The sequence below is a fragment of the Haemophilus aegyptius genome (assembly GCF_900475885.1).
Lineage (GTDB): Bacteria > Pseudomonadota > Gammaproteobacteria > Enterobacterales > Pasteurellaceae > Haemophilus > Haemophilus influenzae.
On the sequence record NZ_LS483429.1, the window covers coordinates 358,697 to 380,921 of the forward strand.

Annotated in this window: 30 protein-coding genes; 27 read left to right on the forward strand and 3 right to left on the reverse strand. The window is 40.7% G+C overall.

Features of this window, described 5'->3' with window-relative positions:
* Positions 1-3 precede the first annotated feature (3 nt).
* The 19 genes from DQN49_RS01890 to DQN49_RS01975 all read left to right on the forward strand — a co-directional run bounded on the left by DQN49_RS01890 (position 4) and on the right by DQN49_RS01975 (position 15,071).
* On the forward strand, positions 4-2,739 hold the full coding sequence (locus DQN49_RS01890) for a phage tail tape measure protein (RefSeq protein WP_006995350.1): 2,736 nt from the start codon (positions 4-6) through the stop codon (positions 2,737-2,739).
* A 76-nt stretch (positions 2,740-2,815) separates the two neighbouring features.
* Complete coding sequence (locus DQN49_RS10170; protein ID WP_006995349.1) at positions 2,816-2,983, forward strand: hypothetical protein; 168 nt, start codon at positions 2,816-2,818, stop codon at positions 2,981-2,983.
* A complete protein-coding gene (locus DQN49_RS01895; protein ID WP_006995348.1) occupies positions 2,961-3,413 on the forward strand; it encodes a hypothetical protein in 453 nt (150 codons plus the stop codon). The genes DQN49_RS10170 and DQN49_RS01895 overlap by 23 nt, the downstream gene beginning before the upstream one ends.
* Positions 3,414-3,513: 100 nt before the next feature.
* The gene (locus DQN49_RS01900) at positions 3,514-4,113 is read left to right on the forward strand and encodes a phage baseplate assembly protein V (protein WP_005668437.1); all 600 of its coding nucleotides are present in this window, start codon (positions 3,514-3,516) and stop codon (positions 4,111-4,113) included.
* A 1-nt stretch (position 4,114) separates the two neighbouring features.
* Positions 4,115-4,453: a GPW/gp25 family protein gene (locus DQN49_RS01905; RefSeq protein ID WP_005633786.1), complete on the forward strand. Its 339-nt coding sequence runs from the start codon at positions 4,115-4,117 to the stop codon at positions 4,451-4,453.
* A complete protein-coding gene (locus DQN49_RS01910; protein WP_006995347.1) occupies positions 4,450-5,364 on the forward strand; it encodes a baseplate assembly protein in 915 nt (304 codons plus the stop codon). Before DQN49_RS01905 ends, DQN49_RS01910 begins: the two co-directional genes overlap by 4 nt.
* Positions 5,354-5,890 carry a phage tail protein I gene (locus DQN49_RS01915; protein WP_006995346.1) on the forward strand — a complete coding sequence of 179 codons (537 nt, stop codon included), beginning with the start codon at positions 5,354-5,356 and terminating at the stop codon, positions 5,888-5,890. Before DQN49_RS01910 ends, DQN49_RS01915 begins: the two co-directional genes overlap by 11 nt.
* 8 nt (positions 5,891-5,898) lie before the next feature.
* Entirely contained in the window at positions 5,899-8,145 is a 2,247-nt protein-coding gene (locus DQN49_RS01920) for a phage tail-collar fiber domain-containing protein (protein ID WP_006995345.1), read from the forward strand.
* Positions 8,146-8,156: 11 nt separating this feature from the next.
* Positions 8,157-8,759 carry a hypothetical protein gene (locus DQN49_RS01925; RefSeq protein ID WP_005661624.1) on the forward strand — a complete coding sequence of 201 codons (603 nt, stop codon included), beginning with the start codon at positions 8,157-8,159 and terminating at the stop codon, positions 8,757-8,759.
* Positions 8,756-9,256, forward strand: a complete 501-nt coding sequence (locus DQN49_RS01930; protein WP_065246943.1) for an enoyl-CoA hydratase — start codon at positions 8,756-8,758, stop codon at positions 9,254-9,256. The genes DQN49_RS01925 and DQN49_RS01930 overlap by 4 nt, the downstream gene beginning before the upstream one ends.
* Positions 9,257-9,431: 175 nt before the next feature.
* A complete protein-coding gene (locus DQN49_RS01935; RefSeq protein WP_005641687.1) occupies positions 9,432-9,551 on the forward strand; it encodes a Com family DNA-binding transcriptional regulator in 120 nt (39 codons plus the stop codon).
* A gap of 56 nt (positions 9,552-9,607) precedes the next feature.
* Positions 9,608-10,453 (forward strand): hypothetical protein, encoded by an 846-nt coding sequence (locus DQN49_RS01940; RefSeq protein ID WP_006995342.1) that lies wholly within the window; start codon positions 9,608-9,610, stop codon positions 10,451-10,453.
* 444 nt (positions 10,454-10,897) lie between these two features.
* Positions 10,898-12,082, forward strand: coding sequence for a phage tail sheath subtilisin-like domain-containing protein (locus DQN49_RS01950; RefSeq protein ID WP_006995341.1), 1,185 nt, complete (start codon positions 10,898-10,900; stop codon positions 12,080-12,082).
* A 3-nt stretch (positions 12,083-12,085) separates the two neighbouring features.
* Positions 12,086-12,592 (forward strand): phage major tail tube protein, encoded by a 507-nt coding sequence (locus DQN49_RS01955; RefSeq protein ID WP_006995340.1) that lies wholly within the window; start codon positions 12,086-12,088, stop codon positions 12,590-12,592.
* Between the two features lie 68 nt (positions 12,593-12,660).
* Entirely contained in the window at positions 12,661-12,960 is a 300-nt protein-coding gene (locus DQN49_RS01960; protein WP_005655095.1) for a phage tail assembly protein, read from the forward strand.
* Complete coding sequence (locus DQN49_RS01965) at positions 12,960-13,106, forward strand: GpE family phage tail protein (protein ID WP_006995339.1); 147 nt, start codon at positions 12,960-12,962, stop codon at positions 13,104-13,106. The genes DQN49_RS01960 and DQN49_RS01965 overlap by 1 nt, the downstream gene beginning before the upstream one ends.
* A gap of 167 nt (positions 13,107-13,273) precedes the next feature.
* Positions 13,274-13,435: a hypothetical protein gene (locus DQN49_RS10175; protein ID WP_006995337.1), complete on the forward strand. Its 162-nt coding sequence runs from the start codon at positions 13,274-13,276 to the stop codon at positions 13,433-13,435.
* On the forward strand, positions 13,435-13,872 hold the full coding sequence (locus DQN49_RS01970) for a phage tail protein (RefSeq protein ID WP_006995336.1): 438 nt from the start codon (positions 13,435-13,437) through the stop codon (positions 13,870-13,872). Before DQN49_RS10175 ends, DQN49_RS01970 begins: the two co-directional genes overlap by 1 nt.
* A complete protein-coding gene (locus tag DQN49_RS01975; RefSeq protein ID WP_006995335.1) occupies positions 13,872-15,071 on the forward strand; it encodes a phage late control D family protein in 1,200 nt (399 codons plus the stop codon). The genes DQN49_RS01970 and DQN49_RS01975 overlap by 1 nt, the downstream gene beginning before the upstream one ends.
* Before the next feature lie 25 nt (positions 15,072-15,096).
* Here the strand turns inward: DQN49_RS01975 and DQN49_RS01980 are convergent, their stop codons facing one another.
* Genes DQN49_RS01980 through DQN49_RS01990 form a run of 3 tightly spaced genes read right to left on the reverse strand, consistent with a single transcriptional unit; the run spans position 15,097 to position 17,215 of the window.
* On the reverse strand, positions 15,097-15,336 hold the full coding sequence (locus DQN49_RS01980) for an excalibur calcium-binding domain-containing protein (protein ID WP_032826252.1): 240 nt from the start codon (positions 15,334-15,336) through the stop codon (positions 15,097-15,099).
* Positions 15,337-15,346: 10 nt separating this feature from the next.
* The gene (locus tag DQN49_RS01985) at positions 15,347-16,516 is read right to left on the reverse strand and encodes a hypothetical protein (RefSeq protein ID WP_006995333.1); all 1,170 of its coding nucleotides are present in this window, start codon (positions 16,514-16,516) and stop codon (positions 15,347-15,349) included.
* Positions 16,517-16,525: 9 nt separating this feature from the next.
* Positions 16,526-17,215: a LexA family transcriptional regulator gene (locus DQN49_RS01990; protein ID WP_006995332.1), complete on the reverse strand. Its 690-nt coding sequence runs from the start codon at positions 17,213-17,215 to the stop codon at positions 16,526-16,528.
* A 118-nt stretch (positions 17,216-17,333) separates the two neighbouring features.
* Between DQN49_RS01990 and DQN49_RS01995 the strand changes: the two genes are divergently transcribed.
* The 8 genes from DQN49_RS01995 to DQN49_RS02030 all read left to right on the forward strand — a co-directional run bounded on the left by DQN49_RS01995 (position 17,334) and on the right by DQN49_RS02030 (position 22,218).
* Positions 17,334-17,582 carry a helix-turn-helix domain-containing protein gene (locus DQN49_RS01995; RefSeq protein ID WP_013527354.1) on the forward strand — a complete coding sequence of 83 codons (249 nt, stop codon included), beginning with the start codon at positions 17,334-17,336 and terminating at the stop codon, positions 17,580-17,582.
* Between the two features lie 364 nt (positions 17,583-17,946).
* Positions 17,947-18,288, forward strand: a complete 342-nt coding sequence (locus DQN49_RS02000) for a hypothetical protein (protein ID WP_032826251.1) — start codon at positions 17,947-17,949, stop codon at positions 18,286-18,288.
* A 62-nt stretch (positions 18,289-18,350) separates the two neighbouring features.
* Positions 18,351-18,593 carry a hypothetical protein gene (locus tag DQN49_RS02005; protein ID WP_005655063.1) on the forward strand — a complete coding sequence of 81 codons (243 nt, stop codon included), beginning with the start codon at positions 18,351-18,353 and terminating at the stop codon, positions 18,591-18,593.
* Positions 18,594-18,683: 90 nt separating this feature from the next.
* Complete coding sequence (locus DQN49_RS02010) at positions 18,684-18,944, forward strand: hypothetical protein (protein WP_006995329.1); 261 nt, start codon at positions 18,684-18,686, stop codon at positions 18,942-18,944.
* A 17-nt stretch (positions 18,945-18,961) separates the two neighbouring features.
* Positions 18,962-19,342 (forward strand): hypothetical protein, encoded by a 381-nt coding sequence (locus tag DQN49_RS02015; RefSeq protein WP_006995328.1) that lies wholly within the window; start codon positions 18,962-18,964, stop codon positions 19,340-19,342.
* Between the two features lie 3 nt (positions 19,343-19,345).
* The gene (locus DQN49_RS02020; RefSeq protein ID WP_005668404.1) at positions 19,346-19,588 is read left to right on the forward strand and encodes a hypothetical protein; all 243 of its coding nucleotides are present in this window, start codon (positions 19,346-19,348) and stop codon (positions 19,586-19,588) included.
* A 125-nt stretch (positions 19,589-19,713) separates the two neighbouring features.
* Positions 19,714-20,022, forward strand: coding sequence for a hypothetical protein (locus DQN49_RS02025; RefSeq protein WP_005655052.1), 309 nt, complete (start codon positions 19,714-19,716; stop codon positions 20,020-20,022).
* A gap of 9 nt (positions 20,023-20,031) precedes the next feature.
* Entirely contained in the window at positions 20,032-22,218 is a 2,187-nt protein-coding gene (locus DQN49_RS02030) for a replication endonuclease (protein WP_006995326.1), read from the forward strand.
* Positions 22,219-22,225: the final 7 nt, after the last annotated feature.

The following is a 22,225-nucleotide window of genomic DNA, read 5'->3' on the forward strand; positions in this document are numbered from 1 at the left end:
AATATGAAAAGTTTAGAGTTGAAATTTGTTTTAGATGCAGTAGATAGGCTCACCACGCCATTAAAAAGCGTACAAAAACAGCTTGATTCTTTGCAGAAAAAAGTAAAAAACACAACAACCGAGCTGAATAAATTACAACAGCAAGAAAAAACCGCTAATTCATTTAAACGATTAGAAAACGCTCTACAACAAAACAATCAAAAACTTGTAGAAGCGCGAGAAAAAGCGAAGAAATTAGCCGAACAATTAAAAAATACTGCCGCACCGACAGCAGCATTAAAAAGACAAGTCGAATCCGCGCATAAATCAGCACACCGATTAGCACAAGCACAAGAACATCAGCGGAAAAAACTGAACGAATTGCGCCAATCACTAAGACAAGGCGGATTTGACACGTCAAAATTCAAGGAAAGCCAAGAAAAACTAAAGCAAAAAATTAAACAATCAACGACGGCAATCGAAAAACAAAATGCAGCAATGGCAAAGTTGCATCAGCGACAAGCAAAATATAAATCTTACCGAGAAAGCGTGGATAATTTAAAAAATAAAAGCGACCAGTTGCGAACATTCGGACAGTGCTCAATGATAGCAGGAACAGTGACAAATGCGCTGTCAGGTGTCATGCTTAAACCTGCACTTGACTTTGAACAAGACTTTTCGCGCGTGCAAGCATTAACAGGATTGAGTAAAGCAAACCCAGAACAAGCCGCCGTGCTTGAACGTTTACGCAATCAAGGGATTCATCTTGGTGCGACAACATCATTTACATCGGGGGAAGTCGCACAAGGTCAAGGCTATCTAGCCATGGCGGGTTTTAATGCTGACCAAATCGAAAAATCAATGCCAGCTATTTTATCTATGACGAAAGCCGCAGGCATCGAAATGGGGCAAGTGTCTGATATTTCGTCAGATATTTCCTCAGGTTTTAAAATTTCCGCTGACGAAATGAGTCGGGTTGCGGATGTACTCACAGCCACATTTTCTGGCTCAAACACTACCCTTGAAGGCTTGGGCGACACAATGAAATATCTTGGACCGATTGCCACGGCAACAGGCCAAGACTTTGAAACCATGTCGGCAATGGTCGGCTTATTGGGTAACGTGGGGATAAAAGGCACACAAGCTGGTACATCATTGCGTTCTGCCATGTTAAGACTTGCCGCACCACCTAAACAAGCCGCAAAAGCATTGAAAAGCCTAGGTGTGTCCGCCAAAGATAGTCGTGGAAATATGCGCGCTTTAACTAATATTTTGATGGATGTGGAGCGTAAAACCGCCAAAATGGGAACCGGTGACAGAATGGCATATTACAAAGCCATTTTTGGCACTGAAGCCGCAACGGCAATGGTTGAATTAGTCAAACAAGCGGGCGTAAATGGTATTCAGGAATTTACAGATAAATTAAAAAATTCTGCGGGTCGAGCCGAACAAGTTGCGCAAACAATGGCAGATAACTTACTCGGTGACATTAAAAACCTTGAATCAGCCCGTGAGGCTGTCGGCATTGCTATTTATGACACTATTTCTGACGATATGCGCGCCAGTGTTCAATCAATCACTGAAATGGTGCGAAAAGTCAATGAATGGATAAAAGCAAATCCAGAATTGACCGCAAAAATCGTTAAATGGAGCGCGGCAATAGCAGGTGCAGTCACGGCACTCGGCGCATTGAGTCTTTTAACAAGTTTTGTGTTCTACCCAATCGCAAGGCTTGTTCTTGGGTTGTCAAAATTGGATGTTATTTTACCTAAATTTATGGGGAAAGTTATAGATGTCAGCGGTGCAATCTCAAGATGGCTACTTTCCCCTCTAAAACTTCTGCCTTATATTCTGTCACTTGGTGGCGCAGCTTTTATTGGTGCGGCACTCTTAATCTATAAATACTGGCAACCTATTAAAGCCTTTTTTGGCGGTTTTTGGGAGGGATTAAAATCAGGTCTCGCCCCTGTCCTTGAAAAATTCCAACCGCTAGGCACCGCATTTGGTGTTGTCGTCGGTTGGATTGAAAAAGCGGTGAAATGGTTTACCTATTTATTGTCTCCAGTACAAAGTACCAAAGAAGATTTAGATGCTGCAGTCAGTGCAGGGGAAAGATTCGGAAATGGAATGGCGAAAGCGATTGAGTTTATTCTGACACCATTAACACGATTAATGGATGGTATCAAGTGGATTTCTGAAAATATGCCAAGTTGGGAGGGCATTAAAAATAGTGTATCTAGTGCATGGGAAAGAACAAAAAACACTTCGAACAACGCTTGGCAATCAACAAAAGAAACGGCAGGAAGTGCTTGGGAATCATTTAAGGATTTCACTGGCTTTGGTTCAAATGGCAAAAAATTACCGAGTCAAAATTGGTCAGGCGGCTACACTGGCAATGGCGGCAAATATCAACCCATGGGCATTGTCCACGGTGGCGAATACGTGATGACTAAAGAAGCCACATCACGCCTTGGCATAAATACACTCAATGCACTTAATTATGGCAAACGAGCACTTATTGCAGGTGGATTGGGGATCAGCGTTGCAACTGCCGCCCCTGTGCAAGTGGATACTCGTGCACCAATTTCTGCTCGTCCAGTGGTGACGCAAACCAGCCAACCAATGAGCGTAAATATCACCATCAATGCCGCACAAGGCATGGACGAACGAGCCATTGCACAACAAGTGGCAAAAGAAATACAACGCATTGAAAACCAACGCCAAGCCAGAGCGCGGAGTTCAATGTGGGACAGAGCATAATCAAAGGGCGCAAGCCCTTTTTTGTTGTTTATTGTAAACAGAAGTGCTAGGATCTGCGAAAAATAGGAGGGTATCAATGAACGAAAATGCACCTTTTATTCGTGAAATAATTGACCGCACATCGCCAATAAAAGGCGAACGTGTGAAGGGTGACAATGCCAAAGAAATCAAGGCAAATGTTCAAACCATTTTAAAAGCGCAACTTAGAGCCACACAATTAAATGCTAGAACGCAAACATATTAAATTTGTCGAAATCCATCATCTTTTTACGCAAATCAGTCTTGCATTGGGATTTACAGAACAAGATATTGATAAACATTCGACTAATCTCGCTGAATTAATCGCATTATGGCAGCAACAAGAATTTGTTGAAGTTTATGTTGAAAATAAAGACCGTCTATTCGGACGTGCAAAAGACAGCAGTTTAGCCTATGGTGCATCGCCTTATTATATTGGTTTATATCACGCTAGATTAAGTTATGAAGAAAATGATCCTCTTGTGGTGCTAACATTTAATTATGAAGATAATCCAGAGCAAACCACAGTGTCGGTTCGTTTTATGGTTGATCACGATACCTTATTCGGGACAAAAGAAGAAAAATTCATTCAACAACGAATGAAAGATATTCGTAAACGTATTGATGATTTTATTCAATTAGGTAATAAAAAATAAAAGGGCGAAAGCCCTTTTTTGTTACCTACTATTCCACACACTCCCACACTCGCCACACCACACAATATTGCCAACAATAAGGCATTTTCTTTAACTGTGAATGCCTATGTCTGCTGAATTACAACGAAAACTAGACAACATTATCCGCTTTGGGGTAATCGCTGAAGTGAATCACGCCACTGCACGTGCTCGCGTAAAGAGCGGTGACATTCTGACGGATTTTTTACCCTTCGTTACATTTCGAGCGGGTACAACTAAAACTTGGTCGCCGCCGACGGTGGGCGAACAATGTGTGATGTTATCCGTTAGCGGTGAATTTACTACTGCCTGCATATTAGTTGGGCTTTACACACAAAATAGCCCAAGCCAATCGCCCGACGAACACGTCATTGAATTTGCTGACGGTGCCAAAATCACTTACAACCAATCAAGTGGCGCATTGGTTGTGACAGGTATCAAAACCGCCAGTATTACTGCCGCTAATCAAATTGATATTGACTGCCCCACAATCAATATCAAAGGCAATGTGAATATTGACGGCTCTTTATCGACCACAGGCACAAGCACCACAAAAGGCAATATCAGCACGCAAGGCAGTGTGACCGCAAGCGGTGATATTAAAGGTGGCTCAATTAGTTTACAAAACCACGTCCACCTTGAACAAGGCGATGGCCAACGAACCTCTAACGCAAAGGCATAGCATGAATCGATACACTGGCGAAACATTAAAAAACGAAAGCGATCATATTAAACAATCCATTGCCGATATTTTGCTAACGCCTGTTGGTTCACGAATTCAGCGGCGTGAATATGGCAGTTTAATCCCAATGCTAATAGACCGCCCCATTAGCCACACATTGTTATTACAACTGGCGGCTTGTGCCGTCACTGCGATTAATCGTTGGGAACCTCGAGTACAGATCACACAATTTAAACCCGAATTGGTTGAAGGTGGCATTGTGGCAAGTTATGTCGCACGCAGTCGTAAAGATAACCAAGAAATGCACAACGAAAAACTATTTTTAGGACATAAACAATGAGCGAATTAGTCGATTTATCAAAACTAGATGCACCAAAAGTGCTGGAAAATTTAGATTTTGAAAGTTTGCTCGCAGACAGAAAAGCTGAATTTATCGCGCTTTTCCCACAAGATGAAAGGGCATTTTGGCAAGCACGATTAAGTTTAGAAAGTGAACCCATCACGAAATTATTACAAGAAGTGGTTTACTTACAGTTGATGGAAAGAAACCGCATCAACAATGCGGCAAAAGCCACAATGTTAGCCTATGCCAGCGGTTCAGATTTGGATGTAATTGCTGCCAATTACAATGTGAAAAGACAAGTCATTCAAGAGGCGAATAATAATGTTACGCCTAAAATCCCCCAAATTTTAGAAGATGACACCTCATTAAGATTGCGCACGCAATTAGCCTTTGAGGGGCTTTCTGTGGCGGGTCCTCGCTCTGCTTATATCTTCCACGCACTCTCTGCACACCCCGATGTTGCAGATGTGTCTGTGGTATCACCACAGCCAGCCAATGTCACCGTCACGATTTTAAGCCATAATGGACAAGGTGAAGCAAACGAAAACCTTTTAAATGTAGTTAGAGCCAAACTTAATGATGATGACATCCGCCCTATTGGCGACCGCGTTATTGTCCAAAGTGCGGTGATCCAATCTTACGAAATCCGCGCCAAACTACATCTTTATCGTGGCCCAGAATACGAGCCAATCAAAGCGGCAGCATTAAAAAAATTGACCGCTTACACCGAAGAAAAACACCGTTTAGGGCGAGATATTAGCCTATCGGGTATTTATGCCGCATTACACTTGGAAGGTGTACAACGGGTAGAGCTTATCTCACCTACCGCCGACCTTGTGCTACCAAGCTCAAAATCAGCCTACTGCACGGCAATTAATTTGGAGATCGTGACAAGTGATGATTACTAATCATTTACTGCCGATAGGCTCAACTCCATTAGAAAAACGTGCGGCAGAAATTCTAAAAAGTGCGGTAGAAAATCCTATTATTATTGCAGATTTAATCAACCCTGAACGCTGCCCAGCCGAATTACTCCCTTATTTAGCTTGGGCGTTTTCAGTGGATAAATGGGATGAAAACTGGACAGAAGAAGTTAAACGCATTGCGATTAAACAGTCTTATTTTGTGCACAAACACAAAGGCACGATTGGTGCAGTAAAACGTGTGGTTGAGCCAATAGGCTATCTCATTGATCTCAAAGAATGGTTTCAAACGAATCCGCAAGGCACACCAGGAACATTTAGCCTAACCGTAGAAGTGTCTGAAAGTGGCTTGAATGAACAAACCTACAACGAACTAGTGCGACTTATTAACGATGTAAAACCTGTCTCAAGACATCTCAATCAGCTCGCTATCGCAATCTCACCAACAGGGACACTCAGAACCTTTATTGGGCAACAATGTGGTGAAATCATCACGGTATATCCACAATAGGAATATTTATGGCATCACAATATTTTGCAATCTTAACCGACTACGGAACACGTGCTATCGCTCAGGCATTAAGCCAAGGGCAACCGTTACAGCTCACCCAATTTGCTGTGGGTGATGGCAATGGGAAAGCGGTCACACCAACGGCGAACGCAACAGCTCTCGTACATCAAACGCACATTGCACCTGTCAGTGCCGTCTCTCTCGACCCTCGTAATAATAAACAAGTCATCGTTGAATTAACCATCCCTGAAAATGTCGGCGGTTTTTACATAAGAGAAATGGGCGTATTTGACGCACAAAACAAACTCATTGCCTACGCAAACTGTCCTGAAAGTTTTAAACCGACAGAAAGTAGCGGAAGTGGTAAAGTCCAAGTATTACGGATGATCTTAAAAGTAGAATCCTCTAGTGCAGTGACATTATCCATCGATAACAGTGTGATTTTTGTCACCCGACAACAAATGACACCCAAAACCATTACTGATACAACGCAAAATGGATTTGATGAAAGCGGACACTCCCACGAAATAGCCAAGGCAAGCATCACGCAACAAGGTATAGTCCAACTCACCAACGACACAGGGCTTGAAAGTGAATCTCTTGCACTCACCGCAAAAGCAGGTAAAAAACTCGCTCAACAAACTGCACAATTGCAGTTAAACGTCTCGCAAAATTACATCCCAAACAGCAAAAAATCCTCTGCAGTAAATAGCAATAGTGCAGACACCGTGGCAACCAGTGCGGCGGTTAAAACGGCTTATGACCTTGCCAATAGCAAACAATCCCCTGCAACAACCTTAGCTGGCTATGGTATCGGGAACTTTAAAATTGAGACTTTTGTTGGCAATTTAAACACCCTCAAAACTGATGGGATTTATGCAATTACGCAAGCAAGCCGCTCTCAAAATCTGCCCGTATCGACCAGTTGCCACATCCAAGTTATTGCTGGAGGTGATGGTGCTTGGTGCCGTCAATTAGCTTATGTGGCATATAGCACCGATGTGTACGAGCGACATCAGACAAGTTATCAAACAGATAGTTGGTCGGCTTGGAAAAAACTTAATACCGATGGCATCCCTACTGGTGCGGTGGTGTCATTCCCTCGTGCGGTAACCAATCCAGTTGGCTTTTTAAAAGCAAACGGCTCGACATTTAACCAACAAACCTTTCCCGATTTATACCGCACTTTGGGCAACAGCAACAAACTCCCTGATTTAACCCGTAGCGATGTGGGGATGACGGCTTATTTTGCCGTGGATAACATTCCCACTGGCTGGATTGCCTTTGATTCAATCAGAACAACCGTTACACAGCAAAATTACCCTGAGTTATATCGTTACTTAGTCGGTAAATATGGTTCTATTTCAAATGTGCCATTAGCTGAAGACCGATTTATTAGAAATGCATCAAACAATTTATCTGTTGGTGAAACGCAAAGTGATGAGATTAAAAAGCACGTTCACAAAGTGAGAACACACTGGGTTAATTCAAGTGATAGTAATATTTTTTATGACAAAACGAAAACAGTTATAGATTCACGATTACGCACTGCAACTACAACTGATGATAATCTCAGTGATAATGGATTTATGCATCCGCTATTAGATAGCCCAATGGCTACGGGGGGAGCTGAAACAAGACCGCGAGCGATTGCTCTCAAATTATGCATCAAAGCAAAAAACACATTTGATGACGTGCAATTCTGGGTGAAGGCATTCGGTGTTGTTGAAAATGCTGGGGCTTTAGATGCGGGTACACTTGCGCAAAATATGCAAGCGTTATCTGAGAGTGTTGAACAAAAAATAGAAGAGAATAAACAATCAACTTTGCGAGAAATCACCAATGCAAAAGCTGATATAAATCAGCAATTTTTGCAGGCACAAGAGAATTTGTCTCAAATTGGCACATTAAAAACAGTCTGGCAAGGTAACGTGGGTTCTGGGCAAATTACTATATCAGAGAAGTGCTTCGGTAAAACGTTAATTTTATATCTTCAGTCATCAGAAAGTCACAGCCTTGATGATAATAACAATATTGAAATCGTCAGTTTTGAAGTGGGTGCAGAAATTGAAGGTAAAAAAGGCGGCGGAGTTCGTTGGCTTGATGTTCGTAAAGTAAATCCATACAGCCGTAATGGTGCTACTGTGAATAGTGTAGCAGTCGATACATTCGATGTGACTGTTGATAGAAACGGTACAACAATACAAATTCAAGATCTTGCTGGTCGTTTTGTAAAACGCATTGATATTCGATGAAGGAGTGATAAATGAAAGTCTATTTTTTAAAAGAAAATTTGAATAGTTATCAAATTTTCCCTATTCCTCAAAACTTAAATGATTTTGTGGAAATGGAAGTAGAAAACGAATCAGAGCTTGAGACTAAACAACTTATTGATTTTAAAAGTCAATACATTCTAGTTGATAGACAACCAACAGAATTACACAAATGGAACGGAAACAGCTGGGTTGTTGATAAAAAAAAGAAAACTGAAATTAAGCGTGAACTCATTAAAAATCTAGTTGATAGCATTGATGATACAGCGGCTAACATTAGTGCAAGATGGACAAGGTTTGCCGAAGAGTATAAGGAGCGAGAAGCTGCCGCTATTGCCTTTAAAGAAGCAAATTTTGCTGGAGAAGTAAGCGTTTATATCAGCAGTTTTGCAACGGTTGCAGGTCTTGATAATCAGTCTGCGTCACTTTTGATTCTTCAGCAAGCAGAAAGCTTGCGTACATTGCAACAACAATTAGCAGTGCAAAGAATGCGTAAGTATGAGTTAAAGCATGAGGCGTTGAGTGATGAAGAACTGCAACGTATTCATGACGATATTATAGGTAAAATGCAAACATTAGCGGAGGCACAACAATGATAGGCGCTAAAATCTATCTCGCATTATACAAAGGTAAAAAAACGGGTAAAAACCCGAGCGCACTTTTGGCACGTTTGAGTGACTGGCTCACTCGTAAATTGACAAAAGGCGTGTATTCGCATTGTGAAATTGCAGTAATGAAAGAAGTATTTGTCAGTGGGCATCACTATGAAACAGAAGTGATGTACGAGTGTTATTCGTCTTCAATTCGAGACGGCGGCGTGCGTTGCAAACAAATTGATGTGTCCGATAATACCAAATGGGATTTAATTCCGCTCGACGGTGTAACCGAAGCACAAATCAAAGCCTATTTTGACCGCACTTTGGGCTGTAAATATGACTGGTGGGGTGCTGTCGGGATTGTTCTCTGGATTAAACAAAAACGCAGTAAGTTTTTCTGCAGCGAATGGTGTTTTAATGCGATTTGTGGTGGGGAAAATGGCTGGCGATTTAGTCCGAATCAACTAGCGGCTATATTTAATAAAGAGAAAAGTTAAAAGGAGCGTTTACCCTGCACAAAGTTTAATTCAATAAAGAAAAGACGGCGATAACAACGGCACTGGGAATGCTCGTTGTTACCAGCTACGCAGAACGAGCCTGCATATAGCCATACGCCGCCTACCTTGCGCAAGGCGGGCGGATTGTAACAAATCTTTTGATTAGGAGAAATATATGCAGTCAATTAAAGCAATCCGTTGCACATTTTGTAACAAATTATTGGCGAAAGTGGGGATAGTTGGTTATTTAGAAATCAAATGCCCTCGTTGTAAAACCGTTAATACTACACGTTAATTTGATTTGAGTGTCAGAATGCCTTGAGCATCGGAACGCTATAGAAAGGAAAAACTATGGGAAATCAAAACACCTTTAAACAAGCTCCATTGCCGTTTATCGGACAAAAACGAATGTTTCTTAAACATTTTGAAACAGTTTTAAATGAGAATATAAAAGGCGATGGCGAAGGCTGGACGATTATTGATACATTCGGCGGTTCGGGCTTATTAAGCCACGCAGCCAAAGTAATTAAACCCAAAGCACACGTGATTTACAATGATTTTGATAGCTATGCCGAAAGATTGGCATATATCAACGACACTAACGCCTTACGCACACAAATCTTTGCAAAAATTGGTAACGCTACGCCAAAGAATAAGCGTTTACCAAAGTCGTTAAAGGCAGAAATCATTAAAATCATCGACCAATTCAAAGGTTACAAAGATTTAAACTGCTTGACGAGTTGGCTATTGTTTAGTGGACAACAAGTAAGCTCATTAGACGAACTGTATAAGAAAGATTTTTGGCATTGCGTTCGATTAAGCGATTATCCTAGTGCAGAGGGGTATTTGGATGGCGTGGAAGTTATCCGTGAATCATTTCACACACTTTTGCCGAAGTTTACCGATAATCCGAAAGCCTTGTTTGTATTAGATCCGCCTTACCTTTGCACCAAGCAGGAAAGCTACAAACAAGCCACCTATTTTGATTTGATAGATTTCTTGCGATTGGTCAATATTACGCGACCGCCTTATATATTCTTCAGTTCAACAAAGTCGGAATTTGTGCGGTTTATTGAGTATATGGTCGATGATAAAGTGCATAATTGGCAAACCTTTGATAATGCAGAACGAATTGTAGTCAATGCCTCAGCAAGCTATTCAGGTAAGTATGAGGATAATATGGTTTACAAGTTCTAAACTGTAAAATTTAAACGCCCTTTAAATCATCATTAAAGGGCGTTTTTGTTTGGTTTAAATTTGAGGTTTATTTTGCATAAACAATTGAACTATTATGCAAAATAAATTTCGATTTTATGCAAAAAGATTCGCGAACTTATACAAGAACCCGAAAAAACGTTGGCGGGTGTTATATCGTGTCCAACGGTATCTTCTTTGATAGCAATCACTGCAAGACAGCTTATGAAAGTGAGGTTTCAGGCAAACAGCACGATGCACGGTTTAATAAGTTATCAAAAATACATTAACTGTTTTTCAAATTAAAACGGCGGATAATTCTGCCGTTTTTATCCGTCCAACTCTACCTAACTGCCCTTTGTTAGTTTAAATACCACAACGCCAGTTGCTACCACTGGCTTTTAAATCCTTACAAAATAGCCCTATCTCAACAACAGGGCTAACATTATGACAGATGAATATCTCCATGGGGTCAAGGTAACGGAAATTTCCGAAGCCTTACGAACACTCACTACATCATCCACTGCAGTTATCGGTTTAGTGGCAACCGCACCAGATGCAGATGCATCGGTTTTCCCACTCAACAAACCCACTCTTTTAACTGGCATCACTGCCGAAATGCAAGCCAAAGCAGGTAAACAAGGCACGCTATCTCGTGCATTAGATGGCATTGCGGACATTGTGAATTGTAAAGTTGTCGTCATTCGTGTGGAAGAAAACGAAGATGAAAGCACCATGAAAGCCAATGTAATCGGCTCAGTCGATAATGAAGGCAATTACACTGGCTTAAAAGCGTTCCTCGTGTCTGCTGCAGTTTGTGGCGTTAAACCTCGTATTTTCTGTATCCCGAAATATGACAACCAAGATGTAACCACTGAATTGTTAAGCGTAGCGAAAAAGCTCAATGGCTTTGTGTATGCATCGTGCGGCACAGCAAAAACCAAAGAAGAAGCAGTGACATACGGTAGCAATTTCTCACAACGTGAATTAATGCTGATTTTCGGTGATTTCTTATCGTTTAACCCAAACACCAAAGAAACCGAAGTGGATTATGCCGTTGTTCGCGCTGCCGCAATGCGTGCATATCAAGACAAAGAATACGGCTGGCACACCTCAATTTCAAACAAAGGTTTAACTGGCGTGACAGGTGTCACCAAGCCACTTTCATTTGATATTAACGACAGTGCAACCGACGTGAATTATCTCAATGAAAAGGGCATTACTTGTTGTGTAAACCACAATGGCTTTAAGTTTTGGGGATTACGCACTCGTTCGGCTGACAAATTATTTATCTACGAAAACTACACTCGCACGGCACAAGTGTTGAAAGACACTATTGCACAATCCTTTGACTGGGCGATGGATAAAGACATTTCCGTAAATCTTGTAAAAGAAATCGTAGAAGCGATCAATGCAAAATGGCGTGAATATGTGGCGCAAGGCTATTTAATCGGCGGTAAAGCATTTATCAATGCCAACCTCAATACTGCCGCAACCTTAAAAGATGCAAAATTGCTTGTGTCTTATGATTACTGCCCTGTTCCACCGTTAGAACAACTTGGTTTCAACCAATACATCAGCGATGAATACCTTGTGGAATTTGCCGCAAACATTGCAAAAGTAGGAGCATAAAAAATGGCATTACCTCGTAAACTCAAATTAATGAATTTTTTGGCTGACGGTAATTCTTACCGTGGTCAAGTCACCGAAATCACCCAACCTAAATTAGCGATTAAATTGGAAGAATACCGTGCAGGCGGCATGTTTGGTCCAGTAAAAGTGAATTTAGGCGTGGAAGGCTTAGAAGCACAATTCAAGATGGGCGGTTATATGACCGAACTTATCAAAGAATTTGGCGGAAAAATTGACGGCACGGCATTACGTTTTGCGGGCGCCTATCAACAAGACGACACCGAAGAAGTGGTTTCAATCGAACTGGTAATGCGCGGTCGTTTCGGTGAGATTGACAACGGCACCAGTAAATCGGGCGATGACACCGAACAAAGCTACACCGTGCCATTAACCTACTACAAAATCATCGAAAACGGCAAAGACCTCGTGGAAATTGACTTAATCAATTCCGTTTTCATTGTCGGTGGCGTTGATCGTCTAGCAGAACATCGCACAGCAATCGGTATTTAATTCACACACACCTTGCCCCGAAAGGGGCTTTTATTAAATCCCCATTCTTTATTTAAAGGAAACATAAAATGAAAACAGAAAACACCAAAATCATTAGCTTAACCAACCCTATTACTCGTGGCGAAAACCAAATCACGGAAATCACTGTCAATAAACCGACTGTGCCCGCATTAAAAGGCTTAAAAATGTTTGATGTGTTGCAAATGGATGTGGACGCATTACAAGTGTTACTTGCACGTGTCACCACTCCTGTGTTGCATAAATCAGATTTTGTCACCATGGAAGTGGCGGACTTCACCGAACTTGCTGCGGCGGCTGTCGGTTTTTTAGGGAAGAACTCGGAAGTGGAAACCGAAGCGACCGAGTAATGATTGCCGCCACAGTAGAAGATGCCATGGCGGACATTGCACTGATTTTCCATTGGCAACCACAAGCCTTTGAGCAAATGACATTTGCCGAATTAATGACATGGCGAGAAAAAGCAAGAGAACGAAATGAACCAGAAACTGATTGATTATGTATTAAATATGCCACGGCATATTGTATGGCGTGGAATCTTTATTCTTTCCATTGCCTTTTGGTTGCTTGTGATTTTCGGCATTGCATTTCTCTTTCGCTAATTCATCAAGTGCGGTCAGAAATCACGAGATTTTTTGACCGCACTTTCATTTAGGATAAAATATGAAATCAATTCTAATCTTCTTTTTCTATTTTTTATCAATTATTGCCGTCACAGGGTACGCCACGTTTTTGATGTATCACAACATTGACGAGTGGGGATGGGTTATTTTTATTGATGTTTTATTGATGTTAATGACCGTCAAAGTTAAGGAAGATAAATAATGTTCCAAAACTTGGCACTTGCCACATTGGGCATGTTTGTGTTCACTCGGCAAACCATACCTTTTCAAAGTTTAGACCGTACATCAAATTGGCGGCATCCAACAAATTCTGTTGTTGGTAGAATGCCCAAAGCACAGTTCACAGGAAAAGAAAGCGAAACCATCACGATAAGTGGCAGATTAATCCCAGAAATCACTGGCGGCAGACTTTCCATTAAAGCCCTGGAATTAATGGCAGACAGTGGCGGTGCATTTCCGCTAATTGACGGTGCAACCTTTGAAATTATCGGTTTTTTTGTGATCGAAAGCGTACAAGAAACCCGAACAGAGTTTTTTGGCGATGGTGCACCTCGTGCGATTGATTTCAGCATGAGCCTAAAACGCACCGATGACCCCATGTTAATCGCCATTGCAGAGAGTTTAATGAGTAGCCTTTAATGTTTGATTTAAATCTTAACGACAATCACCGCACGCCCGCTTTTAAAGTGCAGATCACCACGAAAGACAAAAAACAGCAAGACATCACACAAGCGATTTCGAGCCGTTTAATTAGTTTGTCTTTAACAGATAATCGAGGATTAGAAGCGGACACGCTCGACCTAGAATTATCCGACCATGACGGCAAACTCGCCTTACCGCCACGCAATGCCACAATCCAAGTTGCGCTAGGCTGGAAAGGCAAGCCACTGATTGACAAAGGGCAATATTCCGTCGATGAAGTGCAATTTTCAGGCGGTGCAGGATCAGCAGACCGATTAACCATCAGAGCAAGAGCGGCAGATTTAAAAGGCTCATTTTCCGAACAAAAAGAGCGGTCATTTGATAAAAAAACGTTGGGCGAAATCATTGACACTATCGCCAAAGAAAATCAACTCAAAAGCCACTGTGAGAAAAAACTGGCTAACACCTTTATTGCGCACATCGACCAAACCAACGAAAGCGACATTAATCTATTAAGCCGCCTAGCAGAAGAACACGGGGCAATGTGCACTGTTAAAAATGGCACGCTATTATTTATGCCACTAGGACAAGGCAAAACCGCCACAGGCAAGCCGATTCCACTGCGTAAAATCACTCGCAAAAGTGGCGACAACTACAATTTCTCCATTGCAGAAAGCGAAAACTACAAAGCCGTGCGGGCTTATTGGCATGATACGGACACGGGCAAACGTGGAGAAATTATCGTAGATAAAAATACCAAGATTGTGAAAAAACAGCGCATGACGAAAGGTAGAACGCTAGCAGATGGTACAGTAAAGGGCAGACGATTAACGAAAAGAAAATATAACACTATTGAACAAAAAGCTCCTGTGGAAAGTGATAATGATAAAATTAAAAACCTTCGTGTTACTTATCCTTCAGAAGCGAGAGCTATCATTAGTGCCAAATCCGCCTTTGATAAACTCAAACGAGGCGTGGCAACATTTAGCCTAAATCTTGCCTTTGGCGAACCCGATTTAATCCCCGAAACGCCCATTGAGCTTTCAGGCTTTAAAGCAGAAATTGACGCAACCAACTGGCTAATCACCAAAGTGACACACAATCTTTCAGACGGTGGATTTACCAGTCAAATTGAATGTGAACTGAAAGTGGAAGAAGATGAAGTGGAAGTGGAAGTGAAAAAAGAGAAAAAATAAAGCAGTCGATTGACCGCTTTAAACTCTATCCATAAATACTCTCACAAGGCACGCCATCACGATCGCGATCAAGCTTTTTCATACCACATTGTTTAAGATGAAACATTGCATCATCGCAACTTTCCATATCTCCACATACTCGCTTTCCATCATTACAACTAAATTGCTGTTCTGATTCAGAATTTGATTTTTTGTGCGCCTTAGCAAATACTGCAGGTGATACAGCAAGGGAAAGTGCGGTTAGAATTAATAGAAGTTTTTTCATTGAATACTCCTTATTCAAAAATTACAGGTCGTTTTTCTAGTTTTTCTATTGTCAAAAATGCAATACCGCCTAAATTAGGGTGGACAGTAAGTTTCAGTGTTAGTCCATCAACCAATCTTACTTCTTCGGCTTTATCTTTATTTTTGGATTTTTTCATTTTTTTGCTTGCAGCTTCCATCATAGATGTCACTATCTTAAATGACTTGTTCGGATCTGGTGTAGCAAGCATTGCAGCTGCAATCGCCCCTGTAGATTGCATAACAATATCGGCATTATTAACAAAAGCAAATTGAACGGCAACTTGTACAAGATGATTTTTATCTTTTTCTATTGCATAAACTTTCACAAAATCGCTAATTACAGTGGAATATTCCTTATCTCCATTTGTCAATGTTCTACTATCATTTTGGAACAATGATAGATCAAAGGCTTTTTTCAACTTAACTTGAATATTTGTGAAATCAACATCAATCGGAAGTTTAACTATTTCATAGGGTGTATCAATTTTCCCTGTTAAAAGTGAGTTTAAAATTTGTGACTGATAATCACTCGAAGTGAATTTTTGTGCTTTTCTAGAAGGAGTAAAACCTAAAATGACCCATTCAGAATCTTTGTCAAAACTCACATAATCATCAAAATCTTTCATTCCACTAAATGTTTGTAAAGTTTTTAATGCTTGTTCCCGAGTGATTTTTCCCTTTATAGCTTTATATCCTTTGCCGTAAGGTTTATTCCCTTCTTTTACTGGCTCCAAGGTTATCTCTATCTCATTTTCATTTGTATAAGCAAAAAACTGATATACCGCAAGAATAAAACGGTGTTCCAGTAATTGTTTTACATCATCAACAGATAATGTGGCACCTGTATCTTCTTTTAATGTTACTTTTAATGGAGATTTAGCATTGATCACTAATGTCTTATCTTCGGAGTTGTAATCTGAACCATTTTCAAAAGCATCAAGTGGATTTTTGTAAATTACTCGCCCTTTTTCAGTTTTACTAAATGGAACATCAATATATTTCTCTGGTATGACTGCTTTTATTTCTGATGTTTTTTGTTCGCTATTAGGCACAGATACTTCTGTTTGTTTAAGTTGGTTAGATTGAGATGATTCAGTGGATTTGTCATCACACCCCATAACAGCCATTGCACATAATGTTAAAGCGAATAGTTTTTTCATCTCAATCTCCTATAAGTTCTTCACATTCCATTCTACAGCTTTGATAAATTTCCCAATAATAACTGCTGAGTCGAATAATTCTTCTGTAATATCAAATGGTTCATAATGCTTATTATCACTGAGCGCACGAATCACACCTGTTGGTAAACGTTGTAAGCGTTTGATGTACTCCTCACCATTAAGTGAAAATGCATAAATGCCCTCACCAATGTAATGTTTTATATTCGTGTCAATAAAAACGATGTCCGTTTGTTTGATGGTTGGCACCATTGAATCTGTTGGCACACGAAACATATAAACGCCATTTGTTGTAGTGCGACCTAAAATTCGGTTCGCACCTTCTTCAGTAAAATACAAGGAAGAAACAATATTAGGGTATTCCGCATTGATTATGCCTGATGAATACGCGGCAAGATTTACATCTAATAAATCTACGCGCAAAGTATGTTCATTATCTTTTTCTGAGTGACAGTAGGCGGTAATCCGTCCGATTTCTGAATCCCCCTCCCCATTTTTTAACCAATTCACATCAACACCAAGTGCGGTCGCAATCTCAACGATATTTTTTGGGGAGCGTGTTTTTCCACTCACAATATCACTAATTGCAGGTTGGCTAACGCCTACCATCTTTGAAAAGGCATTCATAGATAAGCCTTTTTCTTCAAGTAAAGTTTTTAAACGTGTTGATAAATCAGACATAACTTTCTCCTTGCATATAAATTATAGGTAAACTTTGAACAAAACAATAAAATATTTCTTGCATATATTCAAAGTTTACCTATAATATCTTTCAAAGATAAATTATGGTAAGGTTATAATGAGTTCTATGAGTGAGTATGTGAACAAAGCTATCGAAATACGCGGTAGCCAATCAGCTTTAGCTAGAGCTTGTGGTGTTAGCCAGCCGACAGTAAATCTTTGGCTAAATGGTTCAAAGATGGATGTGAAATACATCCCACCCATCATCCAAGCCACAAAATTTGAAGTAAACCCAACCGAACTAAGACCCGATGTAGATTGGCCAACAATTTACGAAAGTTTGAAACAGGTGTTTGAAGGGAATTAAAGACTTTTAAACCAATGAACGAAACGAATGATTTCTTGTTTTATGCAGTGGCGTTCTTTGTAAGTGAATACACCCATTAACAACGCATTTAAAAAACACAGTTGGCGTGGGTTAAAGGTGTAATCAAGCAGGGTAAGAGTGGGATTGTTACTTAGTAAGATGAAATTAAGCCAAACAATTCCAGCAACAATAGACCAGTTAAGGATAAATATGAGAAATCGTAAAAATCGAGTCAGCATGGCATACCTCGTGGCGTTATTTTCAATGGTGTCGTGCTTTATAGTGTTGATTATCTTTTAATTTTAATAACCGTGCAATCCATATTGGGGAATGTGGAGAGCGTAGAACAAAAAAGAAGGTGTGTATGTGTGAAACAGCAATTCAAGCAAGCGGGAAATTCTTTCTTCGCAAAACAAAAGACGGCAAATACCGTCTTTCATTTACGTTATTTGATAACAGTTCTACTTCTGTAGAAAAGATTCAAGCGCGTCAAATACTGCTTCAATCTTTTCTGCTTGATCTTCATCAAGAGAAAAATTGTTTAGATGTTGGTCACGTATGTATTCGTAATAGTGATGAAGTTCTTGCTTCTGTGCATTCGTTATGTGATGACGAAAGAAAGCAAGCAAATCTTCAAGCGCATAAATGCGGAGGTTCTTTTCTGCATTATCTGCAACAAGTTCATCAATCTGATCTTCAATCATAGTCTCGGTTCCTTTGTGAATCGTGAATAAATCAAATTGAGTATAACAAATTAGGAGGTAAAGAGTGAATGTAGATCACAAATGTGCAAATTGCGGGAGTAATAACATCCGTGTACGAACTTCAGAAAAAATTGGTTTGTTGTTAATCGACGTGTTGGCTTACTGCAACAACTGCGGCACAGAATTAAAAGTGCAAAGCCAAATTACAAGAGTAAGAACACCAATTTATTATGATCGTCCAGAAGCATTAAGTGCGAACAAGCCGTTAAAGCAGATTGATGAGCGTCAGCAAGAAATCGACATCTAATCTTTAATTTCCATCAAGATTTTTAAAACAGTCGTTTGAAGAAATTCATTCGACAGGATTTTTGCAACCAAAATTTAGGAGTTTGAGCAAATGGCAAGCAGTAATTATGTGTATGACAACGGTAAAAAACGCCATAACCGTGTGAATGTGTGGCAGTTAAACAAAACCGTGCAAGAACAGGCTCGCAACATTCAACTGTTGCAACGAGCGATTTCTCACCAAGCAAACGTGAATGCACAGCAAGTATTGCTGAATGAATCACTCAGTGATCGCATTGCATTACTTGAAGAAGCACAGTGGGCACGTGAACAAAGCATTTTCCAATGCTTTGCTCGGTGGTTCCGTAAATAAGTAAATGGGGGTGAGTGATGGCCTTAATGCCTTATTGCTTTGACGATGAAACGGAATCTGCCGCAGAAAAATGGTGTCGTGTAAATCAAGTAAAGGTGCCTGAAATCCGAAGTTTTGATGATGCGCTGCACTCGTTAAGCAAAAGCCAATTCCGTGTAGAACGAGAGTTTGACGGTTTACAACAAGGCTTTCGAGAAATGCTGTTGGAATTAGCCGATTTAGATTTTTCAGATTTACGTGCAGGGCATTTAACAGGCACTAAGCTCCATCACTACACCGAACAAGGACAACGCAAAATAGCCCGTGCACTACGTAAAGTGCGGTTACTTTCGGGAATGTTTTCACAAGGCGTAACAGAGCGGGAATTTACTCAAATTGATAAGACGATGGGGGAATAACAAATGGCAGCAATAATTTTAAGCCGTGGTGCTTTGTCTTTTTGTGCAAAAGATGTTTATCACAAGCTAGATAATGCGCAAGAACAATTGTTCGCTTATTTCTACCACTTAGATAAGGGCGATGAACAATCAGCGAATACGGCATTTAGTGAATATATCCGTTTGGGCGACATTGCAATTCAAGCGAAACGAGAATTAATGAAAAAACACGCCGAATGGGCAGACTGGAGAGAGAAAAGAAAATGACAAGTTGTTTAGTGATGTTTTTCGTGGTGCTGTTTGCCGTTCTTGGCGTGGCTGTGACGGTAATGGGATTAATTGAGTTTATTACGGACGTGCTAGATAGCCGTTGGTAAAGGAGAAGAAGAATAATGGAAAACAATATTTGTATCGCCCTAGATTGTGGCGCAACGCTAGAAATTTTACCCATCGGTACTCGCTTTCAAGTGGTTGAAGTGATGGGTGATCAAGATAGTTGGTATGGCAAACAAAAAACAAGAACCGTGGGCAATTTACACAACACAATTTGGGGCGCAATCGAAGAAGTACGCCGTTATGACTTAGCCCAATATGAAATGTTGAGCTTGGAAGAATTACTCAGTGCAGTGAGTTCGACCAACAACAAAATCAAAGAATATTTTGAATATCACAGTGAATATTTAGCCAATACGGCAATGTAAGGATTCTTGATGATGAACTGGGAACTTGAGTGCAATGCCAATCTTGCCAAACGTGAGCAAGCGATGGCAGATGCACGTGCAGTGATGATGCAAAGTGCGGTGAATTTTGACCGCACTTTCGATACTGCTCAAGCAACATCGGCGCAAATGGAATTATTTTCTGTTGCGCCGCACCAGTTCGATTATGTTGAAAAACTGCTTTCTGCGCTCCCTCGCAAACGCCAACGTGAGCATTTTCGCCATGTTTGGTTGCGTGCGTTCAATGGCGTGAAAGATGATGGCTCTATTGGGTTTAAATTCGACAATAAACAGACGGCGTATGCGAACATCTATTTGCGCGAAATTCTCACTAATCGCCTGAAAGCCGTTTTTCAACATTATCAGGTTAGCCTTGATTGGTTGATTGATCGTGATACACATTCACAAGTGGTCGCCCTCTCAAAAGGCAAAAAAGCGGCTAACTTTCCGTTTTATTTGTTAAGTGAACATCAGCTAAAAGAAATGGCAGACAAATTAGCTATGTTGTTTACGAAATTACAGTCTGATTTTGTCAATGAACAAGCGGAGCGGAAAGAGCGTGGGGAAATATCTCTTGATGATTTTGCCGCACTTTCTCTTGACCTTTATCGCTTAGTGGGCGAAGTGTGTGCTGATATTGGTTTTCCGTTAAAGCACTGGTTCGCTTATCAAGATAACCGTTTCTTAGATGTGAATGACATTGAGGTTGATCTTAATAAATCAGTTTGCCAAAAACATTGGAAACGCCAACTTACTACGGCACAAAAACGATTGAAAGAACATGTGGAGATTGGCTGTGGTGCAGTATCGGCAAAAGTGAGCCCTTATGTGTCGCAAAGTGCATTTAATGACTACCGTGCGCAACGTGCAGATAACCTCGAATATCTGCAACAAATGGTATTAGAAAATCTAGACGATAGCACCGAACAAATGCCGTTGATTGAAATGTGGAAAAAATCGGTAGCAAATCCTGCTATCCGTTTTCAGGAAACCATGAACCGCTTGCGTGGTATTGATGAATGGGCGACAGAAAATTCGTTTGTGTCACTTTTTCTTACGCTGACTGCCCCATCCTCTTTCCACGCGACGCATGAAACAGGCAAAAACAATAAAAAATGGCAAGGCGCAAGCCCTCGTGATACGCAACGTTACTTAAATAAAGTGTGGGCACAGTTGCGCGCGCAGTTTGCCAAACGTGGAATCGGTTTTTTTGGCTTTCGTGGTGTTGAACCGCATCACGATGGCACACCGCATTGGCATTTGCTGATGTATGTAAAACCTGAACATAAAGATGACGTTATTCATCTATTCCGCAAGAAAGCGTTGGAATTAGATGGCGATGAATTTGGGGCGAAAAAATACCGTTTCAAAGTAGAAGAAATTGATCCAACCAAAGGTTCTGCCATTGGCTATGTGGCGAAATACATCGCGAAGAATATCTATGTAGGTAAGCAAGGCAAAGAAATGTCCGATGAAGTAGAAAATCTGACATTACTTGAAAACGTGCAACGTGTGAGTGCGTGGGCAAATCTTTGGGGCATTCGTCAATTCCAATTTTATGGCACACCGTCAATTTCGACTTGGCGTGAACTTCGCAAAATTGATGATGCCATGGCTGCCGTTGCGGACGATGAAGTATTGGATATTGGTCGTACGGTGGCTGATGTGAGTTGCTTTGGTAGTTATTTAAAAGTGCAAGGTGGCGCAATGACAAAACGTTGTTATCAGCCGATTTGTATTGAGTATGAAGAATGCGAACCGAATAAATACGGTGAGATTCGTAAGAAAATTGTGGGGGTAAAAAACAGATTCACAGAAAAGAAAATCATCACCAAATTAAAAAACTGGGTGATTAAATCAGCGAAAAGTGCGTTGGGTTCCACCGCACTTAATTCGGAGACCACCGAAACAAACAAGGCGCATCGCGCCGCTTGGACTTGTGTCAATAACTGTAACCGTTCAAAAATTGAACAGCAAGTTAATTTATTAATGTCGCCTATTGGTTCGCCATTAAAACCGTCACAAATTGACCTTTTAATGCGCCATGGATGGTTACGGCTTAATGACTATCGGTGGATTTGTTGTGAAAACGATGAAGTTTTCATTAAAGAAGAAAAAATTCCGTTGGCTCAAGCCTTTGGTTGGGGTGAGAGCTTGGGGGATTTTAGGGTTAATTAATCAAAAA

What these genes read in the sequence shown, in the direction of transcription:
- DQN49_RS01890 (WP_006995350.1), top strand. Translation starts at nt 4, where the DNA reads ATGAAAAGTTTAGAGTTGAAATTTGTTTTAGATGCAGTAGATAGGCTC.
- DQN49_RS10170 (WP_006995349.1), top strand. Translation starts at nt 2,816, where the DNA reads ATGAACGAAAATGCACCTTTTATTCGTGAAATAATTGACCGCACATCG.
- DQN49_RS01895 (WP_006995348.1), top strand. Translation starts at nt 2,961, where the DNA reads ATGCTAGAACGCAAACATATTAAATTTGTCGAAATCCATCATCTTTTT.
- DQN49_RS01900 (WP_005668437.1), top strand. Translation starts at nt 3,514, where the DNA reads ATGCCTATGTCTGCTGAATTACAACGAAAACTAGACAACATTATCCGC.
- DQN49_RS01905 (WP_005633786.1), top strand. Translation starts at nt 4,115, where the DNA reads ATGAATCGATACACTGGCGAAACATTAAAAAACGAAAGCGATCATATT.
- DQN49_RS01910 (WP_006995347.1), top strand. Translation starts at nt 4,450, where the DNA reads ATGAGCGAATTAGTCGATTTATCAAAACTAGATGCACCAAAAGTGCTG.
- DQN49_RS01915 (WP_006995346.1), top strand. Translation starts at nt 5,354, where the DNA reads ATGATTACTAATCATTTACTGCCGATAGGCTCAACTCCATTAGAAAAA.
- DQN49_RS01920 (WP_006995345.1), top strand. Translation starts at nt 5,899, where the DNA reads ATGGCATCACAATATTTTGCAATCTTAACCGACTACGGAACACGTGCT.
- DQN49_RS01925 (WP_005661624.1), top strand. Translation starts at nt 8,157, where the DNA reads ATGAAAGTCTATTTTTTAAAAGAAAATTTGAATAGTTATCAAATTTTC.
- DQN49_RS01930 (WP_065246943.1), top strand. Translation starts at nt 8,756, where the DNA reads ATGATAGGCGCTAAAATCTATCTCGCATTATACAAAGGTAAAAAAACG.
- DQN49_RS01935 (WP_005641687.1), top strand. Translation starts at nt 9,432, where the DNA reads ATGCAGTCAATTAAAGCAATCCGTTGCACATTTTGTAACAAATTATTG.
- DQN49_RS01940 (WP_006995342.1), top strand. Translation starts at nt 9,608, where the DNA reads ATGGGAAATCAAAACACCTTTAAACAAGCTCCATTGCCGTTTATCGGA.
- DQN49_RS01950 (WP_006995341.1), top strand. Translation starts at nt 10,898, where the DNA reads ATGACAGATGAATATCTCCATGGGGTCAAGGTAACGGAAATTTCCGAA.
- DQN49_RS01955 (WP_006995340.1), top strand. Translation starts at nt 12,086, where the DNA reads ATGGCATTACCTCGTAAACTCAAATTAATGAATTTTTTGGCTGACGGT.
- DQN49_RS01960 (WP_005655095.1), top strand. Translation starts at nt 12,661, where the DNA reads ATGAAAACAGAAAACACCAAAATCATTAGCTTAACCAACCCTATTACT.
- DQN49_RS01965 (WP_006995339.1), top strand. Translation starts at nt 12,960, where the DNA reads ATGATTGCCGCCACAGTAGAAGATGCCATGGCGGACATTGCACTGATT.
- DQN49_RS10175 (WP_006995337.1), top strand. Translation starts at nt 13,274, where the DNA reads ATGAAATCAATTCTAATCTTCTTTTTCTATTTTTTATCAATTATTGCC.
- DQN49_RS01970 (WP_006995336.1), top strand. Translation starts at nt 13,435, where the DNA reads ATGTTCCAAAACTTGGCACTTGCCACATTGGGCATGTTTGTGTTCACT.
- DQN49_RS01975 (WP_006995335.1), top strand. Translation starts at nt 13,872, where the DNA reads ATGTTTGATTTAAATCTTAACGACAATCACCGCACGCCCGCTTTTAAA.
- DQN49_RS01980 (WP_032826252.1), bottom strand. Translation starts at nt 15,336, where the DNA reads ATGAAAAAACTTCTATTAATTCTAACCGCACTTTCCCTTGCTGTATCA.
- DQN49_RS01985 (WP_006995333.1), bottom strand. Translation starts at nt 16,516, where the DNA reads ATGAAAAAACTATTCGCTTTAACATTATGTGCAATGGCTGTTATGGGG.
- DQN49_RS01990 (WP_006995332.1), bottom strand. Translation starts at nt 17,215, where the DNA reads ATGTCTGATTTATCAACACGTTTAAAAACTTTACTTGAAGAAAAAGGC.
- DQN49_RS01995 (WP_013527354.1), top strand. Translation starts at nt 17,334, where the DNA reads ATGAGTTCTATGAGTGAGTATGTGAACAAAGCTATCGAAATACGCGGT.
- DQN49_RS02000 (WP_032826251.1), top strand. Translation starts at nt 17,947, where the DNA reads ATGTGTGAAACAGCAATTCAAGCAAGCGGGAAATTCTTTCTTCGCAAA.
- DQN49_RS02010 (WP_006995329.1), top strand. Translation starts at nt 18,684, where the DNA reads ATGGCAAGCAGTAATTATGTGTATGACAACGGTAAAAAACGCCATAAC.
- DQN49_RS02015 (WP_006995328.1), top strand. Translation starts at nt 18,962, where the DNA reads ATGGCCTTAATGCCTTATTGCTTTGACGATGAAACGGAATCTGCCGCA.
- DQN49_RS02020 (WP_005668404.1), top strand. Translation starts at nt 19,346, where the DNA reads ATGGCAGCAATAATTTTAAGCCGTGGTGCTTTGTCTTTTTGTGCAAAA.
- DQN49_RS02025 (WP_005655052.1), top strand. Translation starts at nt 19,714, where the DNA reads ATGGAAAACAATATTTGTATCGCCCTAGATTGTGGCGCAACGCTAGAA.
- DQN49_RS02030 (WP_006995326.1), top strand. Translation starts at nt 20,032, where the DNA reads ATGATGAACTGGGAACTTGAGTGCAATGCCAATCTTGCCAAACGTGAG.